15 protein-coding genes and 1 tRNA gene are annotated in these 11,780 nt (G+C 46.9%); 5 read left to right on the plus strand and 11 right to left on the minus strand.

From position 1 onward, the window contains the following. Positions 1 to 68: 68 nt before the first annotated feature. The 7 genes from QUB56_RS23580 to nadA form a co-directional block, all read right to left on the minus strand. Complete coding sequence (locus QUB56_RS23580; protein ID WP_332958544.1) at positions 69 to 956, minus strand: hypothetical protein; 888 nt, start codon at positions 954 to 956, stop codon at positions 69 to 71. A gap of 138 nt (positions 957 to 1,094) precedes the next feature. After that, entirely contained in the window at positions 1,095 to 1,649 is a 555-nt protein-coding gene (locus QUB56_RS23585; RefSeq protein ID WP_332958545.1) for a hypothetical protein, read from the minus strand. A 339-nt stretch (positions 1,650 to 1,988) separates the two neighbouring features. Continuing rightward, a complete protein-coding gene (locus QUB56_RS23590; protein WP_015174678.1) occupies positions 1,989 to 2,105 on the minus strand; it encodes a photosystem I reaction center subunit VIII in 117 nt (38 codons plus the stop codon). 57 nt (positions 2,106 to 2,162) lie between these two features. Beyond that, positions 2,163 to 2,672 carry a photosystem I reaction center protein subunit XI gene (locus tag QUB56_RS23595; RefSeq protein ID WP_332958546.1) on the minus strand — a complete coding sequence of 170 codons (510 nt, stop codon included), beginning with the start codon at positions 2,670 to 2,672 and terminating at the stop codon, positions 2,163 to 2,165. 114 nt (positions 2,673 to 2,786) lie between these two features. Then, positions 2,787 to 3,503, minus strand: a complete 717-nt coding sequence (locus QUB56_RS23600) for a TIGR04283 family arsenosugar biosynthesis glycosyltransferase (RefSeq protein ID WP_332958547.1) — start codon at positions 3,501 to 3,503, stop codon at positions 2,787 to 2,789. A gap of 436 nt (positions 3,504 to 3,939) precedes the next feature. Next, the gene (locus tag QUB56_RS23605; protein ID WP_332958548.1) at positions 3,940 to 4,554 is read right to left on the minus strand and encodes a TIGR04282 family arsenosugar biosynthesis glycosyltransferase; all 615 of its coding nucleotides are present in this window, start codon (positions 4,552 to 4,554) and stop codon (positions 3,940 to 3,942) included. Between the two features lie 169 nt (positions 4,555 to 4,723). Then, positions 4,724 to 5,692, minus strand: coding sequence for a quinolinate synthase NadA (gene nadA / locus QUB56_RS23610; RefSeq protein WP_332958549.1), 969 nt, complete (start codon positions 5,690 to 5,692; stop codon positions 4,724 to 4,726). Positions 5,693 to 5,905: 213 nt separating this feature from the next. Here nadA and QUB56_RS23615 point away from each other — a divergent pair, with 213 nt between their 5' ends. Together QUB56_RS23615 and QUB56_RS23620 are read left to right on the plus strand one after the other, a co-directional pair. Continuing rightward, positions 5,906 to 6,823 carry a TIGR04168 family protein gene (locus QUB56_RS23615; protein ID WP_332958551.1) on the plus strand — a complete coding sequence of 306 codons (918 nt, stop codon included), beginning with the start codon at positions 5,906 to 5,908 and terminating at the stop codon, positions 6,821 to 6,823. Between the two features lie 37 nt (positions 6,824 to 6,860). Further along, a tRNA-Ser gene (locus QUB56_RS23620) sits at positions 6,861 to 6,947 on the plus strand. Between the two features lie 437 nt (positions 6,948 to 7,384). Here the strand turns inward: QUB56_RS23620 and QUB56_RS23625 are convergent. Together QUB56_RS23625 and QUB56_RS23630 are read right to left on the minus strand one after the other, a co-directional pair. Next, positions 7,385 to 7,738, minus strand: coding sequence for a translation initiation factor (locus tag QUB56_RS23625; RefSeq protein ID WP_332958552.1), 354 nt, complete (start codon positions 7,736 to 7,738; stop codon positions 7,385 to 7,387). A 108-nt stretch (positions 7,739 to 7,846) separates the two neighbouring features. After that, entirely contained in the window at positions 7,847 to 8,350 is a 504-nt protein-coding gene (locus QUB56_RS23630; protein WP_332958553.1) for a hypothetical protein, read from the minus strand. A gap of 387 nt (positions 8,351 to 8,737) precedes the next feature. Here QUB56_RS23630 and QUB56_RS23635 point away from each other — a divergent pair, with 387 nt between their 5' ends. After that, positions 8,738 to 9,256: a pentapeptide repeat-containing protein gene (locus tag QUB56_RS23635; protein ID WP_332958554.1), complete on the plus strand. Its 519-nt coding sequence runs from the start codon at positions 8,738 to 8,740 to the stop codon at positions 9,254 to 9,256. An 89-nt stretch (positions 9,257 to 9,345) separates the two neighbouring features. Here QUB56_RS23635 and QUB56_RS23640 read toward each other — a convergent pair whose 3' ends face one another. Next, the gene (locus QUB56_RS23640; protein ID WP_006633228.1) at positions 9,346 to 9,468 is read right to left on the minus strand and encodes a hypothetical protein; all 123 of its coding nucleotides are present in this window, start codon (positions 9,466 to 9,468) and stop codon (positions 9,346 to 9,348) included. Between the two features lie 20 nt (positions 9,469 to 9,488). Between QUB56_RS23640 and QUB56_RS23645 the strand changes: the two genes are divergently transcribed. Continuing rightward, positions 9,489 to 10,100, plus strand: coding sequence for a DNA-3-methyladenine glycosylase (locus tag QUB56_RS23645; RefSeq protein WP_332958555.1), 612 nt, complete (start codon positions 9,489 to 9,491; stop codon positions 10,098 to 10,100). 49 nt (positions 10,101 to 10,149) lie between these two features. Then, positions 10,150 to 10,449, plus strand: coding sequence for a hypothetical protein (locus QUB56_RS23650; RefSeq protein WP_332958556.1), 300 nt, complete (start codon positions 10,150 to 10,152; stop codon positions 10,447 to 10,449). Positions 10,450 to 10,551: 102 nt separating this feature from the next. Here the strand turns inward: QUB56_RS23650 and QUB56_RS23655 are convergent, their stop codons facing one another. Then, positions 10,552 to 11,727: an NACHT C-terminal helical domain 2-containing protein gene (locus tag QUB56_RS23655; RefSeq protein ID WP_332958557.1), complete on the minus strand. Its 1,176-nt coding sequence runs from the start codon at positions 11,725 to 11,727 to the stop codon at positions 10,552 to 10,554. Between the last annotated feature and the right edge of the window lie 53 nt (positions 11,728 to 11,780).

Raw genomic sequence — 11,780 nt, forward strand, 5'->3', positions numbered from 1 at the left:
AAAAAAAATTTGAACTCAAAACACTGTCAGGGCGATCGTCGGCAAACATCACAACTCCGATTATTATTCTAAATCTCAGCGACAGCTCGTTCAATCAAACGGCGGGCGAGAGTTTGAACACCGGTGTGTTCGTAGTAGTTGGTAGTCATATCGAGGAATGCGCCCACGTAGTCCACCTTGTCTGCAGAAATGTCTACAAAATTCTGCAAGTGGCCGAGTACGTTTTGGGGAGTCAAACCTCGATCGCTCACAAAAGAGCTCATCCAGCCAGAAACCGAGTTAAAGCTTTCGCCGATAAAGCCAAGCTGGCCAGCGGGAGAGCCCCCAGGAATCATGCCGCCGATCGACTGAAAGACCGAATTCTCTTGCAAATCGTTCGGGGAGAGCCTCTGAATCCAAGACTGAGTTGCCATGATAAAGTCTGGGCCCAGGGGAATCAAACCGTCAAAACAAACCAAAGCGGCCATCCGCATCAGGGATTCGCCGCCGTAGTCAGCCAAGGATGCGGCAAAATCGCCGATGCTGTCGCCGGGAATGCCGTTGATTTGGCAAAAAGCGAGCAACTCAGTGACTAACTTCAGAGAAAGGTCGATCGTTTGAGCTTTTTCCGGCTTGGGAGTGAGATTGCCCAGCATGGACAAAAACGGCACATTTTGGGAGACTTTGTTAGCGAGGGCGGCAGTGCCCAAAGCCTTGTCGGCACTGTCAATAGTTTGGTAGAGCCAGAGAGCGCGCTGGTAGCCCTCAGATTTATCGTTGTAGAGGTAGATGGCGCGATCGCCAATTTGCTGAATCAGATCTTCGTCTGTTTCGCCAGTAACGGTGCGAATGGTATTTTCAAAGCCAACTAAATTGTTCCACTCGCCGGGAACCACAAAGTCAAGCGCTCGCAGGGCTTTGACAGTCATGTTGTCTTGAGGCAGTTGATCTACTAATTCAAAGACTGTTTTGCTCACAAAAAACTCCTTATGCTGGAACAAAAATCAAAAGTATTACTTTTGGCAGATGGCAAAAACTTCACACTCTATTTCTGGCAAACTTAGTTTTGATAGCGCCCGACTCGAGTCGGGAGCGGAGTTTGACAAGAGACATTGCTACTTGACGCGGGCGAGGCCGCCGAGGTTAAATTTTGACAGCCAAGCTTCGCGATCGCTGGCGGTAAAAGAGGGATTGCGGGATTGAACTTTCACCTGATAGCGATTTGCCACTAAAACAGCAGTGATATTCGCCCCCTGATTAATAGCGGGATAGCCACTGATTTGCTTGGTACTTTGCTGGAATTTTGCACCTGCGCTGGGGTTGCCAGCGATGTCGTTAATCGATAGCACGGCGACATTTTTACCGTCTTTGTTCAACTTAGCTTCAGCAAAACCGGATTTTTCTTGAGCAAAAACGCGATCGAATCCACCGCCCGAAGACGGGAAGTATTTATTTAACTTACCGCCTGCAACTGCCTTTTTCGGCAGATTTTGATTACTAGCATTTGATTTATCAGCAGTTGTCTGCTGTGCTTTACCAGGTTTTTGGGTACTTTCCTGCTGGGCTTTGTCCCAGCGGGAGGGGGCTTGAGTTTGACCGCAGGAAGTCACCAGCAGCAGTACCGAGATCAGGAATGGAGCTAAGATTCGGCGTGCGGGGGAAAATTGCATCGCTGTCTCCTCATTAGATAGGTTTCCATAACAATTGTGGCTCAGAATTTGGCAATTTGTGTGCCCGGAGCAGATAATTTGTCTTCTGTGTAAAAAAAATCCTCTGCCTGCAGGCAGAGGATTTTTTGGCAATTACGAGTTCTGAAGGAAGAAAACTGAAAGATTGCTTTACAGATAAATTCTGGAGATGGGGGTAAAGAAACTAAGTTTTCTGAGCGCCAGCAATCTCAAAACAATTTTTGCTGATTTTCCTTAGATTTATCTAGAAATTTCAGAGCAATTGTTCGTCAATTGTCTTACTTCGGCTTTCCAACTTAGGTCTTACTTTAAGGGTAACGATCAGGCGTCGCTTTCAATGTAGATAAACAACAAACCCATTACCACAACCGGCATCAGCCAGGTAATTACCGGAATCAAAATCCAAGGCAAGAAAGAAGCAGCGTAGGAACCTGTCATATCAAATTCTCCAAACTAAAGTTAGTGTGTTCCAACAGGGATATGGGGGAGTGGAGTCTAATTGTTGACTAAACCCCGGAAAATGGCATCAACGCCCTTAAAGTTTTCGAGTAAGAAGTAAGCAGCAAAGACGCCGCTCATCCCGCCAATGAAGAAACCAGCGGTTAACTGGCTCCACCCTTCAGCATTTCTGAGGGAATCGGGTGTCATCGGATTAGCGCTAGGGTAGCTGGTGTTGTCTTGTTTGAAAGAGACTAAACCGTAGGCAGACATACCTAGTGTGCCGAGCAGAACTAAGACGAGGGCTGTATATAATCCGCCGAGATTAGCTGCTTCTGGATAATCCCGCAGGGGCCCGAAGACGATTTCGGGGCCGACGAGGAAATAACCGTGTGCCAAACCGATTTCTAGACCTCGAACTAGGGGCGAGAGTCCTTTGCGGTAGGCGGGCAAGTTGCCAATGAATGCTTTTGTGAAATCAGAAGCACTGATGGGAGTTGCTAGATGACCCGTGAAGGGGTCGCCGTTAAAGGGTTTAATAAGCTCTGCATCTCTGGGATCGGCCATATTCTCTTTTTCCTCGCTGTGCGTAAAAGTTGAGGCGTTCAAGTCATATTTTACGCAGGGAGGTGTTTCCTATTTGCATAATTGGCAGCGAGCTTTAGAAAAGTTCACTATTCTTTAGTTTTTGGAAGAATTTTTCTTTTGTCCCTCATACCAGAAAGCGAGTCGATCGGGCGACACCCCTAAGAAATAAGCGATGATTACTATTTGATTAATGGCGGTGGTTTTGATGACCCCAAGCTGCTGCCAGCGGCGGACGGATGTCAGCACTGGGTGGGGTACTATTTCGATGGCTCCTTGTTTTTTCAACCGCCGCACGAATTCAAAGTCTTCCATCAGGGGCAAGTCGGGAAAACCGCCGATTTTGTCAAAGGTAGCTGCTTTGAGGAAAATGGCTTGGTCGCCGTAGGGCATTTGCAGAAAGTTCGATCGCCACTTTACGCCTGTTTCTACCAGCCGGAGGCTGAGCCTGCGGGCGTCAATCTTGAGTTCAAAGGCCCCCGCTACTGCAGACGGGTTAGCTAGTGCCCGACGCGCGCTATCGTCGTACCCGCGAGGCAAAAGAGTGTCTGCGTGGAGAAACAGTAGGATATCTCCAGTAGCAGCGGCGGCACCTGCATTCATTTGGGTGGCGCGGCCTGGGGCGGCGGAGATAACTCGGATGCCCAAAGATTTTGCTATATCTGCTGTACCGTCGCTGCTGCCGCCGTCGGCGACAATTATTTCGACATTTTTAGCCTCAAGGGCGGTGGAGATGACTCGGGCAATTGTAGGTGCTTCGTTTAAGACAGGAATGATAATAGAAATTTTGAGATTGGGATTTTCTGGCGGCATACAGAATTAAGTACCCCGTGAGAGAGGGCGGGTTTTGTACAAAGCTTATCTGTTATGAGAGCCAATTTTTTACGCCGGGAGCGCGCCTACATTGCGCCTTAAGGTGGGAGGGCGAGTTTTGTACAAAGCTTATCTGTTAGTTGCTCATTTAGTTGCTCATTTTTTACGCCGGGAGAGCGCCTACATTGGGCTTTCATCTGGCAAAGCGGGTTTCCTACAAAGCTGAGCTGTTAGTTGCTAATTTATTTGCTAATTTTTGGTTTTTTCTCGCGCCTGGGACTATTGTCCCAAGCGCTGTCTAACTGCTACTGAGATTCAGCATTTGGTTAGACAAATACAATTACTATATTATGACCTTCTGGTTTCACAATCAAGTAGTTTTATCTAATTAAATATGACAATTTCTAATGTTTTAAAGAGCTTAAATATAATTTAGTTATTTCAATATATTAATATCTAAACCGAGGAGGTCTTCGGGTCGATCGATATCTGCAAGAGTGGGAAGATAAGCAATATTGAGGTCTAGCTTTTGGGCGATCGCCCGCGTACAGGCAAATACTTCACTGGTTCCCCAGTCAATGCCACCAAACAATTCCGGTATCGATCGCCGCAGCCCGATCAGATAATAACCTCCGTCTTTTGCCGGGCCCAAAACTAAATCGTGCTGGCTCAGTTCCTCAAAAGCTTGTGCCATGATTTCTGCTTTCAAACCAGGGCAATCAGTCCCGATAATTGCTGTTTTATCAACCCCTGAATTAAAAGAGTTTTGAAACGCTGCTGTCATTCTTGCGCCCAAATCGCCGTCTCTTTGATTTTGAAAAATAATATCATTTCCCAACCACTCTTCCATCAGTTGTTGGCTGCCGCCGGCTCGGTGAATTTCTACCGATAATTGGCGGGATTTTTGGAGAGAGAGAGCGCAGGCGATCGTCCGTTGTGCCATCAAGCGGTGAAGGTTGGCAGCGCCTGTTTTTCCAAGCACCGGAATTAGTCGAGTTTTGGTTGTTCCCGGTTCTGGATAGCGGGTGAAAACAATCAGTTTTTCGCGCATCTTTTATCGTTCAGGAGTTTTAAAGGAAGGAACCGCAGAGTTCGAGAAGAGAAAGAGTTGACTACTGATTCGCGGATTGCCGATCGATGTTGGTGGGTTAGGCGATGACTGATTTTAATCGTCGCGCCCAACCCAGCATACAATGTATTTACTTAAAAATAGCCAGGGGTTAACTCATTTCTAGCATGCGCTGGATGGGCTGCAAGGCTGCTAGTTGAATATCTAGGGGCATGGTAATTTCAGGGGTTTGATTTTTTAGGGAGAGATACAATTTTTCCAAGGTATTTAATCTCATGTGCGGGCATTCGTTGCAAGCGCAGTTATTATTGGTTGAGGGAGCGGGGATAAAGCGTTTGTGCGGAGTTTGCTTTTGCATTTGGTGAATGATTCCCGGTTCAGTCGCGACAATAAAAGCTTGGCTAGAACAGGCTTGAGAATATTTGAGCAAAGCGGTGGTAGAGCCGATGTAATTAGCATGGCGCAGCACGGGAGGTTCGCATTCTGGGTGGGCAATTATTTCGGCTTCGGGATTTTCGATTTTGAGTTGAACTATCTTTTTTTCTGAGAAGTTTTCGTGGACGATGCAGGCTCCTTGCCAGATTTCCATGTTTCTACCGGTTTGTTCCATGACGTAGCGGCCGAGATTGCGGTCTGGCCCAAAAATTATCGGCTGATTTTCGGGAATTTGGTTGACAATTTTAACAGCGTTAGAACTGGTGCAAATTATATCGCTCATTGCCTTAATGGCGGCGGTACAATTAATGTAGGAAATTACCAAATGTCCTGGTCGAGCGGCTTTGAAAGCTGCAAAGGCTTCGGGAGGGCAACTGTCGGCGAGGGAACACCCAGCATTTAAGTCTGGCAACAATACTAATTTGTCGGGATTGAGAATTTTTGCGGTTTCAGCCATGAAATGAACTCCGGCAAACACTATGACATCGGCGCTGGTGTTGGCGGCTTTGCGGGCAAGTTCTAGGGAGTCGCCAATGAAGTCTGCGATGTCTTGAATCTCGGAGTCTTGGTAATAGTGGGCGAGAATGACGGCGTTCAACTCTTGTTTGAGGGCGTTAATTGCTGCAAACAAGTCGTCGGGCAGTCGGGTTTGAGTAAAGTAGGGAGCTGGTGCGGTGGTAAACACAGTTAGAATATTCCGGGGAAGGTGGCGAAGACAGCTAAAGTGTATTTTGAATTATAGTTGAATTTACCAAAAAGTGCTGGCTGTTCCGTGGCTCCCATCTAAAATCTCAAATCTCAAATCTAAAATTGGCTGGGGGAGTGTGCAAAAATTGGTCGCTGTTTCTTATGCTGATAATAAGAAGGGGCTAGGGATCGATCGCACATAACAAATGAAATGAACAAAGCTAAATCTATCAAAATTGCGGTGGTGGGGGATGTTCACGATAGCTGGGAACCTGAAGACGGCGAGGCCTTGAAGCATCTGGGCGTTGATTTGGTGCTGTTTGTGGGGGATTTTGGCAATGAGTCGGTGGAGGTGGTGCGGGCGATCGCCCAATTGGACATTCCGAAAGCAGCGGTGTTTGGGAACCACGACGCTTGGTACACGGCGACCGAGTGGGGCCGCAGTCAGTGCCCTTACGATCGCACTCAAGAAAATTGGGTACAGCAGCAGTTAGATTTAATGGGAGAAGCTCACGTCGGTTACGGGAAACGGGATTTTCCAGAATTGGGCGTAACAGTCGTGGGAAGCCGCCCGTTTACTTGGGGGGGTTCGGAGTGGAAGTACGGGGATTTTTACTCGGAGTGGTTTGGGGTAGAAAGTTTTGAGGAGTCGGCGCAGCGCATTGCAGGGGCTGCGGCTCAGGCGGACTGCGAAAATGTGATTTTTTTGGGTCACACCGGCCCGACGGGGTTGGGAGAGGCTCCTGAAGACCCCTGCGGGCGAGATTGGAAGCCGCTGGGAGGGGATTGGGGCGACCCAGATTTTGCCGAGGCGATCGATCGAACTCGGAGTTCGGGAAAGCACATACCTCTGGTAACTTTTGGTCATATGCACCACAAACTGCGGCACAAAAAGCATGAGTTGCGGAAGTCCCTGGAGGTGAGTGCGGAGGGTACAGTTTATTTGAATGCCGCCAGCGTACCGCGAATTGTCGAGAGAGAGTGCTCGAAACTGCGGAATTTCTCGATCGTCCTGCTGGAAAATGGAGCTGTGTCGGAAGTGTCTCTGGTTTGGCTGGGGGAGGATTTCGCAGTGGCCTTAGAACAAATTCTTTATCGGGGCGCTGAATCGGCAGCTATTTGTAGTTAGAGACAATTGCTGGTATGATAAATTAATGTATGCGCCCGGAGAGGTGGCAGAGTGGTCGAATGCGCTCGACTTGAAATCGAGTGTGGCAGTGATGTCACCGTGGGTTCAAATCCCACCCTCTCCGTTTTTGAGAAAATGCCTCAGTTGTGGGCGATCGCAACTTGGTCAGACACACCCGATTTCAATTGAGGGCCGTAAAGGCCGAGAGTCGATCGCTCAAACTCCCCTGCACTCAAATAACTCCAATTGCTGGAACTATCTTAGGGTTCCCAGGCTCACCCACCAACGCGGATGATTTTCCCTGTCTTCCAACAGGCTCCTCGGGCGTAATTTTATCCTGTTTTCGAGGGACTGCCGCTTTGTTTTCGGATATTTGCCCAATCCTCGGAAAAAGCGCCCAAAAGCAGCATCAACCTGTTTCAGCATTTGTTGCAAAACATGGTGATAGATTTCTCTATACCATCTTTGCAGTTTTCTCCTTCTGCTGCTAGTCCTCCAGAAAAAAAAACACCCCCGCAGGGGTGCTTGTTGCTTACCAGGTAAATTTTCTAGCCAACTGACTTAACTAAACCCTTCCTCATCGGCCGGGTCGCCGTAGGGGTCTTCGCTCGCCGGAGTCAGGTTGCCGTACTCTCCGTAGTCGGCCGGGTCGCCGTAGGGGTCTTCGCTCGCCGGAGTCAGGTTGCCGTACTCTCCGTACTGATCCGCCGGGTCGCCGTAGGGGTCTTCGCTGGCTGGAGTCAGGTTGCCGAACTGTCCGTAGTCTGCCGGGTCGCCGTAGGGATCTTCGCTGGCCGGACGCACGTTGCCGTACTGTCCGGGATTTGAGGCATCTTCGTAATTGCCGTCAGCATCGACTTGCTCGCCGTCTCCGAGGATCGCATCTTTTATATTCCGCAAAAATCCGTCTACCATGATAAAGTTCCTCTTTTTTATGTGTTGAAAAATGGCTATTTTAGATTGGGAATCCCAGATTTAATTCAAAATCACGGCAGCGGCAATCTAAAATCTCAAGTGGTTACCCTACTGTGCGGGAACAGGACTTGTAGCTTCCGGCAAGCCAGTAAGCTCTCGACCGGTTTTTTGGTTGTTGTAACCCTGGAATTCGCGGTAACGCGCTGCCTCGGACTCCGGAACTTTAATTCCTTCAGGCGGGGGCGTTACCCAAACCGCGCGATTCTGGGCATCGCGGTAGTAAACGCGACCGTTTTTGGAAAGGTAATGTTTTCCCTGCGGCCCCTTTTCTTGTTTATTTTTGTGCTGATTGTAGATGTAGTAAAGGGCCGCTGCTCCTACTAAAGTTATCCCTACTTTTTGAGCAGTGTTCAGTCCTTTTTTCGCTTGTGGCGAAGGAGTCGAGGCGCGATTAGTTTGCACTCCTCCAGCGCGGGTATTGTCAACAGGAGGCGGGGGAGGCGAACTTTGCTGGCTAGAACCGCAAGCACTGACAAAGGGAAAGGTAAGCAGCGTTGTCAGCAGCATTGCCATGAAGCGCGATCTTTTGGGTTCGGGGTAGACTTTATTCATTGCCGCTCCGAGTTCATTGGGATTGGAGGTGTGGTGTGTTTTGGCAGGGTTGAGGAACCTGAGCTGCTGCCAACAGTTTTGATAGTCAATTAATTTCTCAAACCATTTTGACAACACAAATAGTTGCTGAGAACTTACAACAGCGCAGGTACGGTATTGCTTTTCTATTCAATTATTATCCAATTTTTATAAGATTTCCTCCTTCTAGGGATATAAATAGAATTTTTTTTAAGTCAGCCCGCAGGTATATGCACGCTGCACCCGGGCGGGTAAAAGTAAATTCCGCAATCTGGGCAAATTTTTGGGGAAATTCTGGAGAGACCGATCGCCCTACTGTAGCAAGATATTAACCGCAAAACAAAGCTACGAAAGCTTTTCAGAATTTTTATGAAATTTAAAAATTTACTTACTGCTGCTTTGTCGATCGCAGTTATATTTACTGCGGTCAAGTATATGCCTGCGTCAACTCAACAAAACCAACTCAAGCAGTTACTGGAAACAAAGCAATGTCCAGAATGCAATTTCAGCAATGCCAACATGAAGGGACTTGACTTACAAGGATTTAACTTGCAGGGCGCGAACCTCGAAGGTGCTAATTTGTCTGGAGCCAAATTGGCAAATGCTAACCTAAAAAATGCTAATTTAAATAGAGCCAACCTGACCGGAGCTGATTTGGGCTGTAGCGGCATTACTTTCAACCTTGAGGCTAATGAACAAGGAGCAAATATGGATTTTAATGTCGGTGCCGTTCCCGAAAAGAATAACCCAGAAAATGCAGTAGTTGGTTTCAACATGAAAGCAACCGATCGCGGAGCCACAATGCGTTTCAATCTGCCGGGATGCGCTGGCTTGGAGAATGCTAGCTTGCAGGAAACTAAAATGCCAGATGGCAAAATTCATCCTTAGTCAGAGTAGCAAATACTGTATAAATCGAAACAAAACCGCCGCCTGAGAGACAGACAGCGGTTTTTTGAGCAACTAACTGCTGCCTAAAATTAGTGAGCAGAACCGTTGCCGTGATACTTGTCAGTATCGTAGAATCCGTTTTTTGTACCGAAGAACAGACAGCAAACGGTGAAAACTGCTGTCAAGACTGCTAAAACTAACTTAACGTCCATAATTTACCTGCTGTTGTTGAGTGAGTGGAAATACTCAAATTGTAGAATCTTTTTGGCTGGCGCGGCCATCTACCAGCGTAGCGCCGGATTTGCTGGGCTGTAGTCTGGTGCGGCAGTTTCCTGATGGCGAGACGATTCGGGGAATTATTGTCGAAACCGAAGCTTACGGCCCTGGAGACCCGGCTTGTCACGCTTACCGGCAGCGAACTCTTCGCAATGAGGTGATGTTCGGGCCAGCAGGTATGAGCTACGTTTACTTAATCTACGGGATGTATCACTGTTTTAACGTGGTGACGGATGCAGAGGGTGTTGCTAGTGCTGTGCTGATTCGAGCTTTGCAGTTAGATGCGCCTCCCAAAGAATTCGCTGGAATTCCCGAGAAGAAGCGATCGCGCCTCGCCGCCGGGCCTGGGAAACTGTGTAAGGTGCTGGAAATCGATCGAACTTTAAGCGGTTTTCCCTTGGGTTCCGGTCAACCGCTGCGGTTGGAACACCGGAGCGAACACTTTCAGCAAGCTGTGGAGGAGGGTACAATAAATTTTGTGCAAACTACGCGGATCGGGATTTCTCAAGGAATTGATTTGTCTTGGCGCTGGTATGTAGGGAACTCTAAGGCTGTGTCACAACTCTAGTAATGTCAAAGGTATCTGTGTAAATTTTGTCGCTTATCTTAGTGAAATTATGGCTTACTCTACTGAAAACCCGATCGTACAACTCAAAAAATGCCTCAGCCTGGTTCAGGATGTTAGCACTCACACCGAAGCCAACCGGGCTTTCGAGCAATTGTGCGGGATTATCGATGCTGAAAACCCAATGGCGGCGCAACTTTTGGAGATGCTGTGGGAAGAAGCAATTCTGGCGAGGCGATCGGCTTTATTTTGGCAGCAAATGAGCGATGTTGAGAAAGATATGGCTAATAGAATGATGGAAAATATGACGCAGATGCGGCAGAATTATTTGCGGCTGATGCAGGAAATGTAGGAATTGGGAATGGGGCATCGGGCATCGGGCATGGGGAAATTGAGACTTGGCTCTGACGGAGTGACAACCCCGTCAGCTTGAGCATCTTTTCCCCTGTTTTTTCTAGGGGAGCGAGGAATTAAGGGGTAAAAATAGGTTGTCTTCGATGTGCGATCGGACTTCAGGTGAGACGTTACAACCACTGTTTAGGCATTCCATCAAAAATTTACTAGCCTGATAATACTGAACAAGCAATTCTTTTTGCGATTCTGTGAACTGCCAGTCCTGACCGATATCACGATACTGAATTATCACATCTCTTAAGTTTTTAGTCCACTCTAAACCATTATTTAGCCACCATTCCCTAAATATATCTCTATTTGAAACAGGTAAGGAATTTTTCAATTGTTCAATTGTTTCATTAAACTCAGAATTAGTATTTTCTTTGAGGAAATCGTCGAGAGTTCTAGTGATAGCATTGAGAATAAGATTAGGATTAATATTATTATTAATCGCTGTATTAGTAGCAATTGTTCTACTAATAGCAAGAGCACTTATATAGTCGATAGCAATATCTATGTCAGTTTTGGTGTTGATATCAATATCTAAGCCAGTGGCAATAGTGTTAGTGGTAGTAACCTCAATAAGGCTACCAATAGCGCTGCCAGCACAATCTGGGTCACTGGCGATAGCAATAGCGCGAGCGCGGGTAAGGTAAAAAAGACGAACGGCTGCTGGTTTGTAAGAAACATTAACTGAATTCGATTTCTTACTTACCCACCTGAGAAATTCCTGGAGTTTTTTATCAGTAATCATGAGCATATCAACTTGTTGCTTCATTAGTTGCAATAAGCTATCTGTTGCGGACAACATCTTAGAAGCCTGCAAAAATACTTTTCGCCAGCGTGGTTCAGTTATGTGAACGACGAGTTGCTGACAACCCTGTTGAGAGCTTACCAATTCCTCGGCAGTCAAATACTCTGGTGGAAAATTTCGATCAGAAAAAGAGGATTTTTTCCAGGTTTTTTTTACCAATAAGTCAGAGACAAGTTCAATATCAACTAAATCATCTGAAGGAGAGGATGCGATCGCCTTCTTACCATCAACGGCATCAAATACCTGTATTTTGTATCCATTTTGTTCTAACCATTGAGGAATATCCCGCCAATTTTTTAGGGTATTGAGTGGTTTTTTGGTCAGTTGTTCAACATACCGATATATTGTCTTACACAGGTCAGCTTCCACTCCTCTAGACTTTTTATATAGCTTTTCAGCCAGAAATGTTGAACCTTGATACAAAACTTTACATATCTAGATATAGTAAGACTAATCAGGTAAAAATTTCAACAAAA

The organism is Microcoleus sp. AR_TQ3_B6 (assembly GCF_036702785.1).
Lineage (GTDB): Bacteria > Cyanobacteriota > Cyanobacteriia > Cyanobacteriales > Microcoleaceae > Microcoleus.